This is a genomic window from Streptomyces sp. NPDC002851, from assembly GCF_053591935.1.
Genome location: NZ_JBSFUT010000046.1, coordinates 1 through 18,523, shown reverse-complemented (window position 1 = coordinate 18,523; position 18,523 = coordinate 1). Strand labels below are relative to the sequence as shown.

At 68.1% G+C, this 18,523-nt stretch carries 16 protein-coding genes and 1 pseudogene; 8 read left to right on the top strand and 9 right to left on the bottom strand.

The genetic code is table 11. The features are described 5' to 3' along the window. Window positions 1–36: 36 nt before the first annotated feature. Together ACWD10_RS33615 and ACWD10_RS33610 are read right to left on the bottom strand one after the other, a co-directional pair. Window positions 37–2,913, bottom strand: coding sequence for an amino acid permease (locus ACWD10_RS33615; RefSeq protein WP_451097457.1), 2,877 nt, complete (start codon window positions 2,911–2,913; stop codon window positions 37–39). A gap of 56 nt (window positions 2,914–2,969) precedes the next feature. Beyond that, window positions 2,970–4,598: an amidohydrolase gene (locus ACWD10_RS33610; RefSeq protein ID WP_451097456.1), complete on the bottom strand. Its 1,629-nt coding sequence runs from the start codon at window positions 4,596–4,598 to the stop codon at window positions 2,970–2,972. 145 nt (window positions 4,599–4,743) lie between these two features. Between ACWD10_RS33610 and ACWD10_RS33605 the strand changes: the two genes are divergently transcribed. Beyond that, entirely contained in the window at window positions 4,744–6,063 is a 1,320-nt protein-coding gene (locus tag ACWD10_RS33605) for an aminotransferase class I/II-fold pyridoxal phosphate-dependent enzyme (RefSeq protein ID WP_451097455.1), read from the top strand. A gap of 353 nt (window positions 6,064–6,416) precedes the next feature. Continuing rightward, window positions 6,417–7,217: an ABC transporter permease gene (locus ACWD10_RS33600; RefSeq protein WP_451097454.1), complete on the top strand. Its 801-nt coding sequence runs from the start codon at window positions 6,417–6,419 to the stop codon at window positions 7,215–7,217. A 290-nt stretch (window positions 7,218–7,507) separates the two neighbouring features. Here ACWD10_RS33600 and ACWD10_RS33595 read toward each other — a convergent pair whose 3' ends face one another. Continuing rightward, entirely contained in the window at window positions 7,508–8,440 is a 933-nt protein-coding gene (locus tag ACWD10_RS33595) for an alcohol dehydrogenase catalytic domain-containing protein (protein WP_451097453.1), read from the bottom strand. Window positions 8,441–8,603: 163 nt separating this feature from the next. On the opposite strand from ACWD10_RS33595, the gene ACWD10_RS33590 reads away from it, so the two are divergent. Beyond that, on the top strand, window positions 8,604–8,972 hold the full coding sequence (locus ACWD10_RS33590) for a MerR family transcriptional regulator (RefSeq protein WP_451097452.1): 369 nt from the start codon (window positions 8,604–8,606) through the stop codon (window positions 8,970–8,972). Between the two features lie 543 nt (window positions 8,973–9,515). Here ACWD10_RS33590 and ACWD10_RS33585 read toward each other — a convergent pair. Beyond that, window positions 9,516–10,001, bottom strand: a complete 486-nt coding sequence (locus ACWD10_RS33585) for a hypothetical protein (protein WP_451097451.1) — start codon at window positions 9,999–10,001, stop codon at window positions 9,516–9,518. A gap of 21 nt (window positions 10,002–10,022) precedes the next feature. Continuing rightward, the gene (locus tag ACWD10_RS33580; protein ID WP_451097450.1) at window positions 10,023–10,430 is read right to left on the bottom strand and encodes a CRISPR-associated protein Cas4; all 408 of its coding nucleotides are present in this window, start codon (window positions 10,428–10,430) and stop codon (window positions 10,023–10,025) included. Window positions 10,431–10,827: 397 nt separating this feature from the next. On the opposite strand from ACWD10_RS33580, the gene ACWD10_RS33575 reads away from it, so the two are divergent. Together ACWD10_RS33575 and ACWD10_RS33570 are read left to right on the top strand one after the other, a co-directional pair. Next, window positions 10,828–11,037: an alpha/beta hydrolase gene (locus tag ACWD10_RS33575; RefSeq protein ID WP_451097449.1), complete on the top strand. Its 210-nt coding sequence runs from the start codon at window positions 10,828–10,830 to the stop codon at window positions 11,035–11,037. A 235-nt stretch (window positions 11,038–11,272) separates the two neighbouring features. Continuing rightward, window positions 11,273–12,889, top strand: a complete 1,617-nt coding sequence (locus ACWD10_RS33570) for an alpha/beta hydrolase (protein ID WP_451097448.1) — start codon at window positions 11,273–11,275, stop codon at window positions 12,887–12,889. Window positions 12,890–12,902: 13 nt separating this feature from the next. On the opposite strand, the gene ACWD10_RS33565 is transcribed toward ACWD10_RS33570, so the two are convergent. Both ACWD10_RS33565 and ACWD10_RS33560 read right to left on the bottom strand, forming a co-directional pair. After that, the gene (locus tag ACWD10_RS33565) at window positions 12,903–14,045 is read right to left on the bottom strand and encodes a sensor histidine kinase (RefSeq protein WP_451097447.1); all 1,143 of its coding nucleotides are present in this window, start codon (window positions 14,043–14,045) and stop codon (window positions 12,903–12,905) included. A gap of 163 nt (window positions 14,046–14,208) precedes the next feature. Further along, entirely contained in the window at window positions 14,209–14,889 is a 681-nt protein-coding gene (locus ACWD10_RS33560) for a response regulator transcription factor (RefSeq protein ID WP_451097493.1), read from the bottom strand. A gap of 180 nt (window positions 14,890–15,069) precedes the next feature. Here ACWD10_RS33560 and ACWD10_RS33555 point away from each other — a divergent pair, with 180 nt between their 5' ends. The 3 genes and pseudogenes from ACWD10_RS33555 to ACWD10_RS33545 all read left to right on the top strand — a co-directional run bounded on the left by ACWD10_RS33555 (window position 15,070) and on the right by ACWD10_RS33545 (window position 16,646). Beyond that, complete coding sequence (locus ACWD10_RS33555) at window positions 15,070–15,342, top strand: hypothetical protein (protein ID WP_451097446.1); 273 nt, start codon at window positions 15,070–15,072, stop codon at window positions 15,340–15,342. Window positions 15,343–15,555: 213 nt separating this feature from the next. Next, a pseudogene (locus ACWD10_RS33550) lies at window positions 15,556–16,442 on the top strand (DUF2254 domain-containing protein); the annotation flags it as partial. Window positions 16,443–16,484: 42 nt separating this feature from the next. Next, complete coding sequence (locus tag ACWD10_RS33545) at window positions 16,485–16,646, top strand: hypothetical protein (RefSeq protein WP_451097496.1); 162 nt, start codon at window positions 16,485–16,487, stop codon at window positions 16,644–16,646. Window positions 16,647–17,097: 451 nt separating this feature from the next. Here ACWD10_RS33545 and ACWD10_RS33540 read toward each other — a convergent pair whose 3' ends face one another. Next, window positions 17,098–17,814, bottom strand: coding sequence for an amidohydrolase (locus ACWD10_RS33540; protein WP_451097445.1), 717 nt, complete (start codon window positions 17,812–17,814; stop codon window positions 17,098–17,100). A 524-nt stretch (window positions 17,815–18,338) separates the two neighbouring features. Further along, window positions 18,339–18,523 (bottom strand): hypothetical protein (locus ACWD10_RS33535; RefSeq protein WP_451097444.1); only part of this gene is annotated, 185 nt, incomplete at its 5' end.

Sequence of the window (18,523 nt, the reverse complement as noted above, 5' to 3'; positions counted from 1 at the left end):
ACCTGTGGTGCGCAGGGCTGTGGCTGGGGAGTCCGGTCAGGGTGTCCACGTGTGGTCGTCGAACAGTCCGACCCGCCGCTCGTGGTCGTAGCGGTAGATGCGGCGCCCTCGGCCGTACGCGCTCTCCACGCGCTGCATGACGTCCAGTGGGTCTCCGGTCCATACGCACAGGTCCGCGTCCTTGCCCGGTTCGATGGAGCCGATACGGTCGTCCACCCCCAGCACCGCTGCCGGGTTGATGGTGAGGGCCTCCAGAGCGGTCGTCGGGTCGAGCCCCTCCTTAACAGCCAACGTCGCCTGGTGGACGAGGAATTGGATGGGGACAACGCTGTGGTCAGTGGCAATGGAGATGCGGACTCCGGCCGCCGCGAGCAGGCCGGCGGTCCTCAGCGAACGGTTCCGCAGTTCGGTCTTGGCCCTGCCGACGATCAGCGGGCCGAGGACGACGGGTATCTGCCGGGCGGCGAGCACGTCGGCGAGTCCGGCCGCTTCCGTACCGTGGTCGATGACGAGGCGGTAGCCGAATTCCTCGGCCAGGCGCAGGGCGGTGGCGATGTCGTCGGCCCGGTGGACGTGCTGGCGCCAGGGGATCTCGCCACGTAGCACGAGCCCGATGGCCTCCATGTCGAGGTCGGCCGACTGGTCACCGGCCTTGTTCCGGTCGTAGTCGCGGGCGCGGGCCAGGGCCTGCCGGATCACGGCGGCGACGCCCATGCGGGTGCTGGGCATCCTGCCCTGTGCGCCGTAGTGCTTCTTGGGGTTCTCGCCCAGTGCCGACTTCAGTCCGCAAGGTTGCCGCAGCACCCGGTCCTCGACGGCTCCGCCGTACGTACGCAGGGCCACGCTCTGCCCGCCGATCGGGTTGCACGAGCCGGGGTTCACTCCGGCGCCGAGGACGCCGCCCGCGACGGCGTCGCGGAAGGCGAGGTCGGCGTGGTTGATGCCGTCGAGCGCGCGCAGTCGCGCCGTGACCGGCTCGACCCCTTCGTCGTGGTCGTCCCCGGCCCAGCCCTCACCGTCCTCGAGGGTGCCGAGATGGGTGTGGGCGTCGACGAATCCGGGCAGCACCCACCGGCCGCTCACGTCGACGGTCTCGGTGCCGTCCGGGACCGGCTGGCTCGCGTCGCCGACGGCTTCGATGCGGCCGTCGGCGATGAGGACCGTTCCCCGCTCGATGGGCCTGCCGGTGATCGGGACTACATGGCCGCCGACGAGGGCGGTCCGGTGCGAGGTCATCGTGGGCACACTTCCTTCTGCTGGAATCAGCGTCAGTGGGTGGAGGGGTCGGCCGTGGACGGAGCTTCGTCGGCGGCGGTTCCGTCGAGCAGTGGTGTCGCAGGAGCGATACGGACCGCCACCGCCAGGACGACGACGGCGAGCGCGGCGTGCGCGAGAAGCGCGGGCACGGTTCCCAACACGCCCAGGTTTCCGGCCTGTTCGTCGACGGCGGGGTACGTGCCGAGGTAGGCGATCACCGTGATCCCCACGTAGCCAGAGGAGGATCCACCAGCCGTAGCGAAGGTCGACGGGAGGCCGCGGGCCCGTGGTGCGTGCGCGGGCCAGGGCGAACAACGCGAAGCCGACGAGGATGACCAGCATGATCTTCCAGGTGACTTCCCAGCCGGTCCAGTAAATGATCAGGTTGCACACCCACAGCGCGAGGAAGGCCACCGTTTTCGGCGCCCGCAGCTTGAATGGCCTTGGCATGTGCGGCAGTTGCTTGCGCATCGCGAGGAGTACGACGGGTCCGGAACCGAAAGAGATCAGCGTCGCCGCGACCTGGAAGCCGATCAGCTTCTGCCAGCCGGGGAAGAGCAGGAAGAACACGCAGCCGACGACGAACGCGAGCACGAGTCCGACCCAGGGCACGCCGGTGCGGCTGAGCTTCGTAAGGGAGGCGGGCGCGTTGGCGTTGCGGCCCATCGCGTACGACATACGGGCGGTGGTACCGACGTAGATCATGCCGGTGTCGCCCGGGGACACGATCGCGTCGAGGTAGAGGAGTTGGGCGAGCCAGGCCATCCCGAGCGCCGAGGCTACGGCGGCGAGCGGGCCGAACTGTGCGACGGCTTCGCCTGCGGAGCCAAGGTGCGCGCCGGCCGTGCTCCAGCCTCCGGGGGTGAGGACGGACGTGGGGATCGCTCCGATGAAGGCGATCTGCAAGGCGATGTAGAGCACGCCGGTGATGAGGAGAGAGCCGATGACCGTCAGGGGTACGTTCCGCTGGGAGTTCCGGCTCTCTCCCGCGAGCCCGATGGCCTGTTGGAACCCGCCGTAGGCGACCGCGATGCCGCCACCAGTGATGGCTCCGAAGATGCCGCTGAGGCCGGTCGGGGCGAAGCCGCCGTGGTCGGTGAAGTGGTCTGTGTTGAAGGACGCGGCGAAGAGCGCGACGATCAGGACGACGATGACGCCGATCTTCCACCAGACCAGGACGTTGTTGACCCGCGCGAAGAACCGCACACCGAGCGCGTTGACGACCACGAACACGGCCATGAGCCCGATGGAGACGGCGAGTCCCGCACCGGTGAGGACGGGCACGCCGTCCTCTATGCGCTCCAGCCACGGAAGGTAGCTGGTGGCGTACTGGACGGTCGCGAGCACCTCGATAGGCGCCGTCGCTGCGACGCCCAGCCAGTTCGCCCAGCCGAGGTTGAAACTCGCGAACGAGCCGACGGAGTAGTGCGGGTAGCGGGCGATGCCACCGCTGTGCGGGAACATCGTGCCGACCTCGGCGTAGGTCAGGGCGATCATCACCGTCATGACCATGCCGATGATCCAGGAGAGGATTGCGGCGGGTCCGGCAATCTGCGCGGCCGCGAGCACCCCGAAGAGCCAGCCTGATCCGATGATCGACCCCAGCGAGACGAACATCAGCCCCGGGCCCGACTTCGCGCCGCAACCGCCTGCCACGGCCGCCCTGCTCAACGGCGGCGGGTGCCTCAGCCAAGTCTTCACTCCTCACGGCATCACTCCTTGCGCTCGGGCCCGGCCAGTTCGCCGTGCACGGTCTCGCCGTCGAGGACGGTCGCGAGGATGTCGATGCCGCTGATCTCGTGGGTCGGCACGGCCCTCGGGTCGCGTGCGAGGACCACGAGGTCGGCGCGCTTGCCGGGCGTTACGCTGCCCAGGAGATGCTCGAGCCGACATGCGTACGCGGCGTCTCGGGTGTACGCGGCCAGCGCCTCCTCGACGGTGATCCGTTCGGCAGGCCCGACAGGAGCCCCCGAGTGGGAGAGGCGTTCGACCATGAACTGCACCGCGCGCAGCGGCGCCCCGTCCGCAACTGGCCGGTCCGAGCTGCCGGCGATGCGGATGCCGTGGTCAAGGAAGGATCGGCCCCGGTACATCCACTCGGCACGTTCGACGCCCATGATGCGGGAGTAGTCGTCGCCGTAGGCATGGAGGAACGTCGGCTGCAGGACGGCGATCACATGCAGTGCGGCTAGCCTCGGCAGCTGGTCGGGGCGGACGATGCCGCAGTGTTCGATGCGGTGACGGGCGTCGGGGTCCGGGTGCTCGCGCTGTGCCTGCTCCAGGGCGTCCAGGGCCACGTCGATCGCACGGTCGCCGATGGCGTGCAGGGCGAGTTGCCAGCCGGAGGCGTGGGCCGCGCAGATCGTCTCGGTGACGGTCTTGGTGTCGTGCGTCAACAGGCCCCGGTCGGTGGTTCCCTCGTAGGGCCGACTGAGGGCGGCGGTGCGTGCCATCATGCCGCCGTCCAGCCACAGCTTCATCGCTCCGATCGACATCCGGGCGTCGCCCAGTCCGGTACGCACCCCGAGATCGAGGCCGAAGCGCGCGTCACCCTCGGGGTGTGCGGGCAGGGGGCGCAACTGGTCGGCGACCACCATGAGTTGGGTCCGCAGCGGCAGCCCGTCGGCGTGCGCCTTCTGGTAGTCGCCGATGGCGGTCAGGCTGGTTCCTGTGACCGCGCCGCCCACTCCGGCCTCGGCACAGGTCGTCACCCCCTCAGCGGCGCAAATGCTGGCCGCCGTCTGCAGCGCCTTGTCGAGTACGGCAGGTTCGTAGGGGGTTCGCAGTGCGCTGACGAGCTGCGTCGCTTCCTCCAGGAGCAGGCCCGTGGGCTGCCCAGCCGCGTCGAGCTGGACGCCTTCGAGGCCGGAGTGTGCCTCGGACGGGAAGCGCTCGATCACCTCACTGCTGACCACCGCGGCGTGCCCGCTGACATGAAGCAGGTGCACCAGCCGGCCGTCGGACACCCTGTCGAGGTCAGCGCGTGTCAGGTGACGGCCCAGCGTTCGCTGGTCGTAGCCGACGGCCTCCACCCAGCCGCCGACGGGTGTCCTCGCAACCTCGGCGGCCAGGGTGTCCAGGACGGCGTCGAGATCTGCACACCGCCCGACGTCGACGGCGCGGGCGGAGAGTCCGGTCCAGGCGAGATGGGAGTGGGCGTCGATAAAACCCGGCAGGACAGTGGCGCCAGCGAGGTCGACGACGCGTCGAGCAGGGAGGTGCTCGACCTGCGCGTCGAGGCCGACGATCTGCCCGTTCCAGATTCCGATGGCATGGGCGAAGGGATGTTCCGGATCCATGGTGATCACCAAAGCGCGGGTGACCAAGGTGTCGAGCAGCATGACTGAGCATCCGTTCTAGAACACTTGGCTTAGTGTTACTGAACACTAGAATCAGCCACCCGAACACGCAAGAGGGCTGCCGTTAAACTCGGATTTCGCCACCGTGCACTGGCGCGATGCGTGCCGTACTAGTACACTCACGCGAGTGGATCTTGGAATGCTCATCGAAGGCCAGACATCACGTGAGATCGTGGACAGCGTCGAAAGAGCCGTTCAGGAGGGGCTCGCGACGCCTGGCGACGTCCTGCCATCGGTAAGATCGCTGGCCGGAACCTTGGGCATCAGCCCGGCCACAGTGGCCGCCGCCTATCGCGACCTGCGCACTCGCGGCGTCCTGACGAGCGCCGTGGGCAAGAACACCAGGATCAGCCCCCGGCCACCCCTCGCGAGCAGGGTCACTGCACCGCCGCCCGAGGGTGCTGTGGACCTGAGCGACGGGAATCCCGACCCGCGTCTACTCCCCTCGCTGACCGAGGTCGCACACCGTCTCGACATGGGGCACTACCGATACGGCGACGCCACCATGATCCCCGGCATCGCAGAGCTGGGCCTGCGCCTGTTCAGCGAGTTCAAGCCGGGCACGGACCAGCTCTGCCTGACCAGTGGCGCCATAGACGGCGTAGAACGAGTACTCGCCGCGTGGCTCAAGCCCGGGGACAAGGTCGCGGTCGAGGATCCCTGCTACACCGCCACACTCGACCTGGTCCGCTCATCCGGTCTCATCCCTGTACCTGTCGCTGTAGACGAGTACGGCCCGATCCCCACAGCTCTGAGCAAGGCGCTGTCCGAACGCCCTGCCGCCTTCATCCTCACTCCACGCGCGCAGAATCCCACCGGAGCAGCCGTCGACGCTGCACGGGCCGAGGAGCTGACCACGGTTCTCAACGCCCACCCGCAGGTCTCCGTCATCGAGAACGACCACGCCGGTCCGGTCGCAGGCCAGCCCTACCACTCCATCACGGGCGGTCGGCGGCGCTGGATGGTCGTCCGGTCCGTGAGTAAGTCGCTCGGTCCTGACCTACGGCTGGCGTTTCTCGTCGGCGACCGGATGACCGTCAGCCGAGTCGAAGGGCGCCAACGGCTGGGCGCCGGCTGGGTCAGCCATGTTCTGCAGCACATGGTTCTGCAGATGTCGGCCGACACGGCCATCCAGGAACTGGTGAAGGAGGCCGAGCGAACCTATCGGCGGCGCCGCGAGGACTTCATCGCCGAGCTCGCGTCTCGCGGCGTATCTGCGACCGGACGTTCGGGGTTGAACGTACTGATTCCAGTATCTGAGGAGGCATCCACCTTGCGACGCCTACAGCAGCGTGGGTGGGTTCTTCGCGCTGGAGAACCGCACCGCCTGGCCAGCCTTCCCTTCATCCGCGTCACGATCTCCACACTGGATCAGCCACAAGCCGCGGAACTCGCCCAGGACATCGCTGAGACACTGCAGCCCGAACGCCGCAGCTACTTGGCCTAGATCCTCGACCCACTCCATTCCGGTCTGGGGTCTGCTATGCTCTACGGCTCCAACCGGTGACATCAAGGCCCGGTTTGCCGCTAGTTCCTGCCAAACCGGGCCAGATTGCCGGGCGTTGAGGCACTAGCACCTCAACCGGCTGTACCTTTCCATGAAATGACGGTTCCCATCTTGGCTGTCAGCACGTAGGCGCACCGGCCCTGCCAGGATCATGGTGTGCACCATGCTTCCCCAGAACCATGACAACTGCCCCATCGTGCACGGTACTCCCACCACTACCGCTAGCCAGGGGCTCACAGGTGGCCAGACCACGGAACTGCTCTGGGCGCCGATCCAGAGTTCGAGGTCGACCTGTGCGTGAAGCCAATGCGCAGGGGCTGTTGCCTGTCAACGCGGCCTTGGTCGGGGCACTGATCATCCTGCTTCTGACAGCTGCCGCCGTCGCCGCTGTTCTTCGGTTGTCTCCGGATGGCTCCTACAGAAGAGGACGCGAGATCGCCCTGGCCGGCGCACGGGCAACGGCGCAACTTGCCATGGTGTCACTCCTACTTGGGTGGGTCCTGCACACCCCCCCGGCTCTCTTGGGGTTCATCTTGCTCATGTTCGGCGTCGCCATCCGTACTGCCGGGCGCCGCATCACCCCCAACCCCACCTGGTGGTGGGCTGCCCTCCCGATCGCGACTCCGGTAGTTCCGGTTGTCGCCGGCCTGGTGCTGGGAGGCCTTGTTCCTGTGGATGGAATCGCCCTCATTCCGGTGACCGGCATCCTCATCGGCGGTGCGCTGACCGCAGCAGTAACCTCCGGGCGCCAGGCACTCGACGAACTGGGCACGAGACATGGTGAGTTCGAGGCCTACCTTGCCCTCGGTCTCGAGCAGCGGAACGCTCGGCTTGAGGTGGTCCGCCCAGTGGCATCGGAGGCTCTCGTGCCCGGCCTTGACCAGACCCGCACCGTGGGGCTCGTGACCCTTCCCGGAGCCTTCGTAGGGATGCTGCTGGGTGGGGCCTCACCCTTCACCGCCGGTGCTGTGCAGCTGTTCGTCCTCGTTGCCCTGATGGCCGTTCAAGCGCTGTCAGTCGCCATCACCGTCGAGTTGGTAGCCCGAAGTTGGCTCAACCGCTCAGCCACCGACGGTCCTCAAGAGATCTCTTGAACAGGTCCGAGAGAGTGGGGAGCGCGCCCGGGCACGCCAGGCCCGCAGGAATTTCCAGCGGGCCTGTTCGACAGTCCTTCGTAGAAGCGCCGACCGACGCGCGCGTGCCATCCGAGTTTGGGCAACCAGCCCCGGAACTGTTCCACGGCAGCCCCGGGAGCTGAGTGAGCTCGCCGTGGACGGGTATCGCTCACACACCAACCCGGGCCGAGGCGCGAGCAAGCCGCGGCGCTGCGCCCGGTCGGACCAACCTGACGCACATGGCAACCCCTCCGCGCCTTCGGGGGGCTCTACGAGACCAGTACGATCTTGCGCCCCTCGAGCCCGCCGCGCTCAAGTCGCTCGTGTGCCATGCGCGCCTGATCGAGTGGCATCGTCTCGATGCGAATCCGGTCGATGAGAGAGGTGGTGAGCAGGGATGACAGCCGCGGCGAGTCGGCCTCCACGACGACCTCTTTGACCGCGACGCCGCGCTGCGGCTTGTTCTCGTCGAAGACGTGGATCGAGACGAAGGTACCCCCGTCCTTCACCGCGCCGATCATCCCGGGACCGGCAACCGCAGCGTTGAAGACCGCGTCCATCCCACCCGGCACCGCCACGCGGGCCGCCGCGGCCATCTCCTCCGACGTACCGCGCGGCACAACGCCCGCGTACCCCTGACCGGCGAGGGACTCGTCGTGCACCGAACCGGTGACGTAGACGCGGGCCCCTCGCGCTACGGCTGCCGCCGCCGCGCTCATCCCCACAGGGCCGCCAGCACCCACCACCAGGACGTTTGCCCCTTGAAGCGGTCCCATCCGATCGGTGGCCTGCGCGCCGGTCAGACCGTTCATCGCAAACACGACGGCGCGCAGCGGGTCGATGTCTGACGGGAGCGGGGTCACCCACTCCGGTGCGACGGTAATGACCTCCGCGTAGGTACCACGACCGACCTCCGAGCCGAGCCACGGGACGAAGCCCGTCACCGTGGAACCGGCAGGAAGGTCCGGGGTCGGATCGAGGAGCGTGCCCACGAAGTCCCAGCCCGGCACCGCGGGGAAGGCAAGGCCCAGGCTGTGCAGCCGCTCTCTGGGGTGGCCACGGCGGAGCTCCGGATCGCTGACGTTCGCGGTACGGGCTCGGACACGCACCCGGACTCGCTCCGGGACCGGCAGCGGTTCCGGCCGCTCCCGCACCTGCAGAACTTCAGGCGGGCCGAAACGGTCGAACTCGACGCTCAACATGGTGCTATCTCCTGTGCCGTATGGGTTCTCGAGCCGACGAGGCCGCTGCCGGGAGCGTCGCGGGGCAACGCCAGCATTTCTCGCTGCTCTCTTAACGGCGATAACGTAGACCTTGACACCCGTGTCAAGGTCAAGCGCGCAGTGCACACCCAGGAGCACACTGATGAAGATCGGTGAACTGGCACAGATCTCCGGTTCCTCACCCCGACAGATCCGCCACTACGAGGCGGCCGGACTCCTGCCTTCCAGGCGTCTGCCGAACGGGTACCGCGACTTCCGGGAGAGCGACGCCCGCCGAGTGCGGAACATCAGGACCTTGCTCGACTACGGCCTGACACTCGCCGAGATCACCTCGACCGTACGGGCGGTCTGCGACGCGGAGACCTACGAGGCATTGGAGGAGAGCGAGTGCACCCAGGCGATCGAGGCCCTGGACGGCCGCATCGCCTTGCTCCAGCAGCTCCACGACCGCACCGCCCGGCAGTTGGAGGCGCTGCGCGCCCTGCGCGGTGGGTTTGACGACGGGGATTAATAGCCCACGTCGCTCTCAACTTTCGATGGCACGGACTCAGGTTCGTTGTCACAGGTCAGGCTGTCGTGTGTCTGCGTAGATCTGCCATCCGCGGGACTGCGCCAGAGCGAGGCGCGCGACCCATCCCGTCGGCTGTTCGGTGAGCGCGCCGAGAACCGCCGCCGAGCACCCCGCCCGACTCTGGCAACCTGACCGATCACGTCTGAAAGGTTCAGGTTCACCGCGAAGTTCCGTGCCCGGTGCTCTACCGCTTCCTGGTGGTCGGCCAGGGACATTCGGATGCCAGTCGTTGAGGATGATGACGAGGTCGCGTCGCCGCCGGGAGCGCGTCGGGAGCCGACAAGGACGTACTCCACTGGCGTCGGGCTGTTCGCTCAGCTCGTACGGCATGAGCTTGGCACCGTCGGCCAGAGCATGCAGCACTCGTACATGCGGGAGTGCCGATTCGCTGTCTGGCTTTGGGGACAGGCCCTCGGGAAGGGTTACCGGAGTTCCCCTCTCCGGAACAGTTGCATCGAGGTCAGCGAGGACGCCCTTCACGAACTACTCCCAGGAGCTTGCCAGTTCTGGGGCGACGCGGGAGAGCACGCGGCCGAAGGAGTCCCCCAGTCGTACCGTCGCACGCTTCCGCTTTCCTGTCCCGGTCAAGTCACCGAGGTCGAGTACAGGGCGACGACTGTCCGGGTTCCATCCGTACTCATCGCAGCCGCCGTCCTCCGCACGCACGACGAGAATGTCTTCTGGCCGTAGCGCGGACGGGGTGACCGGGACGGCTACCAGTTCGTCACTGCCGTACCCAAAGCGGAACGCAACGCGGCCGTTGCCGTCGTTGGCAGGTGAATCGGAATGAGTTTCTCGGCCTGTATCGAGGTCGCTGATGTCGTCGCCCCGCGCGTCCGCCACGGTCCCCGAACTCAGCGTCGCGAGCCAGCGCCGGGCCGAATGGAGTGGCAGTTCGATGGCCTCTTCGGCGGTGGGGGGGTAGTGCAGCCAGGCATGCGGCTGCCTCTCCCGGCCGGTCCAGGTCAAGTCCTTCGCGCCAGACGACGGTCACGTTGTCCGAACAAGCGGAGAAGGCCCCTGTGGGGCCGCTGCCAACTCGCGGACCTGGCCGATCAGCTCGTGGGTGCGGGCGATGAGCGTCTCGTCCAACGGGATCTCAACGCGCGTGCGGGAGCACGCGAAGTAGAGGATGCCCGAATCGCATGAGTATCCGGCTTCGCGGAGCAGGAGACATTGAGCACTGACCTGGACTCGCTCGGGCTCGTATGCACCTTCGGGAAGGTCGGGGGCCTTGCCCTTCTTGTAGTCGACGAGGCGAACGGTGTTGCCGTCGGCTGACTCGACCAAGTCGATGGTGGCGATCAGGCTGAGGCGCTCGGAAGAGAGCTGTACGGAGCGGGCGACCTGCGGCCTCTCGTCGTCGCCGATCGCAACGAAGCCAGGAAGCCTTCTCACCCTGCCGACATCACGCCCACAACGTCAGTAGTCGGATGTTTCTATGCGAGCTGGAACTCGCCGCCAACCCACACCCGGTTGCCCAATGGTTCAAGTTCCCCCTCGGACACGCACCAAATCCCCACGGTCTCTCTGAGACCGTGGGGATTTGTCGTTGTGCGGGGCGTGCTGGCCGCCCGGCTCCTGCTGGCGGGCTTGGACTGGGCCTGTGGCCAGCAGCGAGGGCCATCGATGCCGTCGGCAGTCCTGTGCCTGGACAGCAAGGCCCCCCCGCTCTGCGCCTGGCCTGCTGAAGGCGGCAGAGCCCGGCCAACGCGTGGACGATGCTCGGCTGTGCGGCCTGGCCCGCTGCTTGCACCGGCACGGTCGAACCGATCACTGCTCCCGGAGCCCGCTCTTGCTGCTGGTCTCCTTCTCCCGCGACGCGGCGACCCCTGTGGACAACGCCCGCACCGTGCGCAAGAACCTGGGCACCACCTCGATGATCATCCGGCAGGGCACCGGACACGGGGCCTACGCATCCGGCTCGGCCTGCACGGACCGGCTGGTCGACGACTACCTCGTCGACGGCACGCTCCCGGCGACGAACGCACTGTGCCCCACCTGAGTCGCAACCACCTCACCGGGCCGCGTAGCGCAGACCCGGCTCGACCCGGAGACGGGGCGGTCGCGTCGGTGTCACCCGGATGGGCGGCACTGTTGTCCTGCTGTGGGACGTGTGCCCCCGTGAGGGAGTGGCCAGGTAGGTGCCGCCCACAGACGTTGTGGTGGGTCTGTTGGCCGATGGCGGTAGGGCGCGGTTCGAGTTGCCGCCCCACTTCCAGGGCCCTTGAAGTGGGGGTATGTCGATAGAGCATGCCATGTGGTGCCGGGTCCGACACAGCACCGCGGTGGCCGGTGCCCTGCTGGCCACGGTCACGTCCATGGGCTTGAGTGCCTGCGGCGGCGGCACCGATGCGGCAGGGCCCTCGCCGAACGCGGCGTCGTCGTTGGCGCCGCTTGAGGCTCCCGACGCCGCGGGCCTGAAGAGGTTTCACGACCAACGGCCGGAGTGGGAGGCGTGTCCCGGGCGGGTCGGCTTCGAGTGCGCCACCATCCAGGTCCCCCTCGACTACGCACGCCCTGACGGCGACACCATGCGCATCGCGCTCAATCGGGCCAAGGCCGAACAGTCCGAGGGGCGCATCGGATCGCTGGTGTTGCTTCCCGGCGGCCCCGGCTTGTCGGGCATGGACTGGCTGTTCGACAAGACGCCCGAGTACAAGCTGCGCAAACGATTCGACCTGGTCTCCTACGATCCGCGCGGCACCGGACGCAGTGACCCGATCCGGTGCCTGGGCGACAAGGACCTGGACGCCTTCTACGCCACCGACTTCGCCCCCACCACCGCCGAGGGACGCGACAAGGCGGCGCGGGCGGGACAGCGATACGCCCAGTCCTGCAAGACCAACTCCGCTCGGCTGCTCTCCTTTGTGGGCACGGAGAACAACGCCCGTGACGTCGATGTCATCCGTGCCGTGCTCGGCGAGCCGAAGCTCAACGCCATGGCCGTCTCCTACGGAACCCGAGTCGCCCAGTTCTACGCCGCCCAGTTCCCAGGCAAGGTGGGCCGGTTGGTCATGGACTCGATCGACAACCCCGCCGGGCCCGGCAACAACCCGGACCAGCCCGAGGACAACGCGCCGCCGGCCGGCGAGGACCCGCTGGAGGAGACCCTGCGCCAGATGGTCGATGCCTGCGTCACCTCCGGTGACTGCGCACTCGGCGGTGACCGTGCGGCGGCCATGAAGAGGGTGGAGAGTTTGCTGGCGGATGTGGGCGCCAAGCCGTTGCCGGTGTCCGACGGCCGCACAGTCGGCCCCACCCTGGCCACGCTGGCGATGATCGCTGCCTCGTACTCCACCGACATGTGGCCCGACCTCATGGCCGCCTGGAACCAGGCCCTGCGCGAGGGCCGCGGCGACAAACTGGCCGCACTCGCCGACGACTTCACCAAACGCAAGAACGGAAAGTACGCGCCCGCGCAGGCGGCGAAGACCGCCATCGACTCCCTGGCCGGCCATCCGGCCGACTACGTCGACGGGGCCAAGCACCCACGCAAGGCCATCGAGACCCTGGATGTTGCCGTTACGGAGGCGGTGAAGAACTCGCCGCACTTCGGGCAGGTGTGGACCTACATCACCAGCCCCAGCGCGTTCTTCTGGCCGGTACCCCCCACCTGGAAACCCGGCCCGATCAAGCCCGACGGTATCCCGCCCGTACTGCTGTTGAACAACACGGGCGATTCGGCCACCACACTCGCCGACGCCAAGGCGGTGGCCAAGAACCTCCCCCGATCCGTCCTGCTTGCCAACAAGGCCGACGACCACAACGTGTTCGGCAAGAACCCCTGCATCGACCGCGCCGTCGAAGCCTTCCTCCACAACGGCACCGTGCCCAAATCCGACCAGTGCTCCTGATCAAGGGTGACTCTCAGAACCCAGGTGAGGCACACGGAAGGCGCAGGACCAGCCGAGCTCCGCCGAAGCCGGGGCCGGGGTCGGGGTCTTCGGCGGTGAGGGTGCCGTCGTGGGCGATCGCGGTGGAGCGGGCGATGGCAAGGCCGAGGCTGGTGCCGCCGCTGTCGCGCTCGCCGGCGTCGTCGAGGCGAACGAAGGAGTCGAAGACCCGCTCGCGATCCGCCTCGGGAATGCCTGCTCCGTCGTCGCTCACCTCCACCACGACCTGCTCGCCCTCGGTCGTCACAGTGAGGCGGACGGTGTTGTGGGCGTGGCGGCGGGCGTTGTCGACGAGGTTGGTCATCAGCCGCTCGAGCTGGGAGCGGGCGCCGTTGACGATGGCGGGTTCGTGCGCGTGGACCTGCACCACCGGGCCGTCAACGCCGGCGATACGCCGGGCCTGTGCGTGGGCAACGTCGGCAAGATCGAGCTCGCGGCGGGTGGTGGGGATGTGGGCGTCCAGGCGGGCCAACAGGAGCAAGTCGTCGACCAGATGCTGGAGTTGCTCGGCTTCTTCGAGGGCTTCGCCGGCGACGCGGGGCCAGTTCGCCCGTTCTGGGCGGGCCGTGGCGACTTCGAGTCGGGCGCGCAGGGTGGCGAGCGGGCTGCGCAGTTCGTGAGCGACATCCCCCGTGAAGGTCCGCAGCCTGGTCACCGCTCTGTCGAGACGCTCCAGGGTGGTGTTCATGGTGGTGGCCAGGCGGGAGATCTCGTCATGGGAGGCGGGCACGGGCAGGCGGCAGTGCAGGTCTGTGGCGGTGATCTCGGCTGCTTCGCGGCGTACGGCCCCCACTGGGACGAGGGCTTTACCGACCGCGTACCAGGTCAACAGGGCGGCGAGGAGCAGGATCAGCAGCACCCCGGGGATCAGCAGGGCCAGCAGGCGGGCCAGGGTCTCATGGGTGGAGGTGAGGTTGATCTGTGAGGAGATGCGGTAGCGGCCTTCCCCACTGGTCTCCATGACGGACTCGCCCCGTGAGGCATTCGGCGTGGGTGCGGACGTGGGTGCTCCGGAGGCTTCGGGGACGGGAATGGCAGGCTCGCCTTGGGTGACCTTGCCGTTGGAGCGGATCGAGTAGTCGCCGTCGCGGGCCTGCACCGCGTCCAGCAACTCCACGGCGGTTGTGACCTATTGGCGGGCGGTGTCCTCGGCATCCTGGCGCAGGTCCGCGTACACCACGCTCACCAGCACCACCGAGCCGATGGCGAGTGCGGCGGCGAGGACCAGGGTGACGGCGGCGGTGGTGCGGCCAAGTACGGTGCGCGGGCGCAGCCGGAACCTAGCCGCCTTCAGGGTCGAGGCGGTAGCCGGCGCCGCGGACGGTGCGGATGCTCTTGCATCCGAACGGTGTGTCGATCTTCTTGCGCAGCGCACTGACGTACACCTCCACGATGTTCAAATCGCCGTCGTAGTGCTCGTCCCAGGCGCGCTCGAGGATGTCGGTCTTGGTGACCACCTGACCGGCCCGCTCGGCCAGGCAGACCAGAACCGCGAACTCCTTGGCGGTCAGGGAGACTTGCTGCCCGTCGCGCCAGCAGCGCAGCCCGACCGGTTCGATCCGCAGATCGCCCAGCTCCCACACGGTGGTCGTGGTCGGCCGCCCGGAGCGCCGGATGAGGGCCTTGAGGCGGGCAGCGAGCACCACGAAGGAGAACGGCTTGGTCAGATAGTCGTCGGCCCCCGTCTCCAGGCCGTCGGCCTCGTCGTACTCCCCGTCCTTCGCGGTCAGCATCAGGATCGGGGTGCGATCGCCCGCGGCCCGCAGCCTCGCGCACACGTCGTAGCCGTGCAGACCCGGCAGCATCACATCCAACGTGATCACGTCGTACGTGCCTGCCCTGGCCAGGCGCAGACCCTCGCGGCCGTCACGAGCCCAGTGGACATCGAAACCCTCGGCGGCCAGGCCGTCCCGCAGGACCTCGGCCAGGCGTTCGTCGTCCTCCACTACCAGTACACGTATGCGGGCAATCCTGCCCCAACCACAGCGCATGCCCCTGAAGCGGCATTCAGGTCTTCAGGTCCACTTCAGGTCCTCAGGAGCGCCTCAGCTTCTCAGCGTGGCCTCAGCCCCTGCCCGACAGAGTGATCGTCATGGCCACCGCGCTCCGAGCGGTGGCGACACGGAAAGGACGGACTTCGCATGAAGACCACCAAAACCGCCAGGCGTCTCGTCATCGTCGGCGCCACCACCCTGCTCGGCATCGGCGCCGCGATCGGCACCGCCAACGCGACCGGCGGCGACTCCGGCAAGGCGGCGACCAAGGCGGAAGAGGTCCAGGGCGAGCCCAGCCTGCCGCCCGGTACGGTCATCCAGAGCGATGGCACGGTGTCCACCGTGGTCGACCCCGACGACGGCGACGAGTGGGTGGAAGCCGGCACTCCGGCCCAGGAAGACAAGGGCGCCAAGAAGTAGACGGACCCATGTGGAGACGGTGGGGCAACCGATCGGTTGCCCCACCGTCTCCACATCCCCGCACGGGCCCCCATCCCACTTCGGCGGGGTCGTGGGCATCAGTGAAGGACCCTCGACTCAGCCCGGGCCACGACAAGTCCTCGCGTGCGACAGCGCGCCCGCATCTAAGCGGTCACGCATGTCGGACACCCATACACGGCCTATCGCCGCATAATGCGCAGCATGCCTCGAAGTGGTTCACGACGGATCCTGCCCCGGGCGGCCGGCCAGTTCACGCCGCGCGTGGTGCGCATCTATACCGAGAGCTGGGTCACCAAGACCACCCTCGCCGTCTTCCTGTGCACGTTCCTGTACACCCTGCGCGTCCAGAAGGAATACGCCTCCGGGAACGACACCAACGACCCCGTCGTGCCCTACATCGGCGCCTCCCTCGCCATGGGCTTCTTGGTCGCCAGCCTGGTCCTGTTCGTCTTCTACGTGAACTCCACCGTGCGCCTGATGCGCGTCACCCACGTCATGGACCGCGTCACCCACGAGAGCCTGCGCACCATTGCCACCAGCGCACACCCCCAGTACGCAGACGAGACGCCTGAACACGCCGAGCCCGCCACGCCCGAACTCCACACCTCTGACCTGGCGAACGCGACACCCATCCCCCACACCGGCAACCCCGGCGTCCTCCAAGCCGTCCACACCCAGCGGATCGTGCGCCAGGCCCGACAACAAGGCCGCATCCTGCACCTGGTGCCGAAGGTCGGCGACTACATCTGCCCCGGGGAAGCGCTGTTCCTCGCCTGCACCGGCCCCGCCCTCACGCCCCGTGAGCAACGCTCGCTGGTCGACATCGGCGTCGAGCGCACCACCGAACAAGACCTCGGCTTCGGGCTGCGCCAACTCGCAGACATCGCCGTCCACGCCCTCTCACCGGCCGTCAACGACCCCACCACCGCACTCCAAGCGCTCGACCACATCCAAGTTTTGCTCACCGAACTCGCCCAGCGCCCCTCGGCGTCATCGAGCACCGTGATGTCACCGGCACGCCCCGCCTGATCGAACCCGCCCCCGACTGGGACGGCCTCCTCGAACTCGCCCTCACCGAAATCCGCGACTACGGCGTCGACTCCACCCAAGTCACCCGCCGCATGCTTGCCCTCCTCGACAGCCTCGAACGCTTCACCCCCACCGAACGCCATCCCGCCGTAGCCGCCCAACGCGCCCTGCTCACCGACGCCGTCACCGAAACCCCACTCCCCCACGCCCGCCGAGAATTCGCGCTCCAACCCGACCGCCAAGGCATCAGTTGACCGCTCGACGCATCCGACTGGCCGTAAGGGGGCGATGAGTTGCGCCGTACTGCGCGCTTACTGCTCGAACCAAGTGTCTTCCATCGCCACGACGGCATCCTCGGTTCGCTGCACACGACCGAGGCCATCAGGCCGCGCCGGTTGGTGGGCGAAACAGCCTTGAGCGCAAGACGCGCAAGCGCGTCCCACACCAAGGCGGTCGAACACCGAAACTCATACGCCCGACTCCGCGAAGGTCACTGGGCCTCCCTTCCCGCCGCGCGACCCATCGCCTCAAGTAGCGAACTCGCCGTCACCAGAAGGAACGATGACGGCGCCCACACCATGAGAGTCACCCGCAGTTGACCCGCCCCATCCCAGCCGTACTCAACGGCCGGGGACCCTCGCCGACCGCTCTGCGCCGTCAGGGGCGCCGGGGGCGGGGCCCTGCGATTCCGTCATGAGGATGACGTCATGCGTCGGCTCCCGTCGTCGAGTCCAGGAGGCGGGCGGGATTGAGGATGAGGGCGTGGCGTGCGATATCCCGATCGAGTTCGGGGGTGATGGGCCCCGCGTACGGGCGGTCGGTGCCGTTGATGATCAGGTCGATGCCGACGGCGCGTACGACCGTGCCCACGGCCTGCTCTCCGTAGGAGGAGAGCTCGTAGAAGGCGTTGGGGTCGGCCTCCATGCTGCCTCCACCGCGGGCGGCGAACCGCTCGCCGTGCAGCGGGGCCAGGCCCGCGAGAGCGGTGAAACACACGCGCAGCTGCGGGTGGCGGGCGCGGCCGAAGGCGCGGAGGCCGAACCAGGCCGCGTGCATCTGGTGGACATAGGGAACCAGGGCCGGCCACCAGTCAGGTTGCTCCTGCTCGGTGGGCTGGGCAGCTCCCGGGTGGATGAAGAGGGGTTTGTCGAGCCGGGCCGTGAGGTCCAGAAGGGGCGCGCAGTATTCCCAGCCCTCTGCGTCGAGCAGGGCCGTGGCGGGGAGCTGTAGACCTACGCAGCCGCGGCGTAGCTGTTGTTCGACGGATTTGAGGTCGGGTTCGGGCGCCGACAGGCAGGGAGAGGCCCAGGTGGCGAAGGGCGCCGGGAGAGCGAGTGCTCCATCGTGGAAGGCGTCCAGGAGCGTGGCGGCCTCGTCGGGCGGCAGGTATTCGATGCCGAGGGGGCTGGAGAGGGAGACCACGGCGAGGCCGAGGCCGTCGTTGCGGGCAAGCTCTGTGCGGGCCTCGACGTCGTGGTCGGCAGGGTTGACGTCATACGGCGGTTCGCCGCGGAGGTGGAGCGTCCAGCCGTCGAGGCGTGGCGGGGCGGTGCGGGCGCGCAGCAGCTCGATGAACTCGGGGGGGCCAGATGTGCTGGTGAACGTCGGTGGGCACCTTGCCTCTGCCGGTGCTGGAGGCGTAGGACGCCTGCGGGGTGAGGTTGCCGTACATGTCGTCGCTTCCGGTTGAGGCGATGCCGTTGCCGCACGACGTGAGGGCGGGGACAGAGGCAGCGGCGAGCAGTCCGCCGAGGGCGGTCCTGCGCGAGAGGCGCGAGGGAGGTGAGCTGGACATGTTGCTCCTTGGGGTCCGTGTGCACGGGGACAAAGGAGGTGCGAGGGATACCGGAGGGATCAGCACACAGTGACGGGACAGTGGGATGAGCCGACCAGGACGGTGGGGCCACCAGCGGTGTGGAGCGGTGCCTTCCAGCCACGCGCGGGTGTCAGACGTCGGCCAGCAGTGCGGAGGCCGCCTCAACGTCCGCGATCGGGTTGCGGTCGGCGACGGACGGGGCGAGCAGCCGTGCCGCGCAGGCCGCCCCGGAGTGATGGGCGGCCGGGATCCATTCCGCTCGGGCAACGGCGCGTGAACCGAGCGGCGTTTTCAGGCGGTTGGGCGACCGACTCC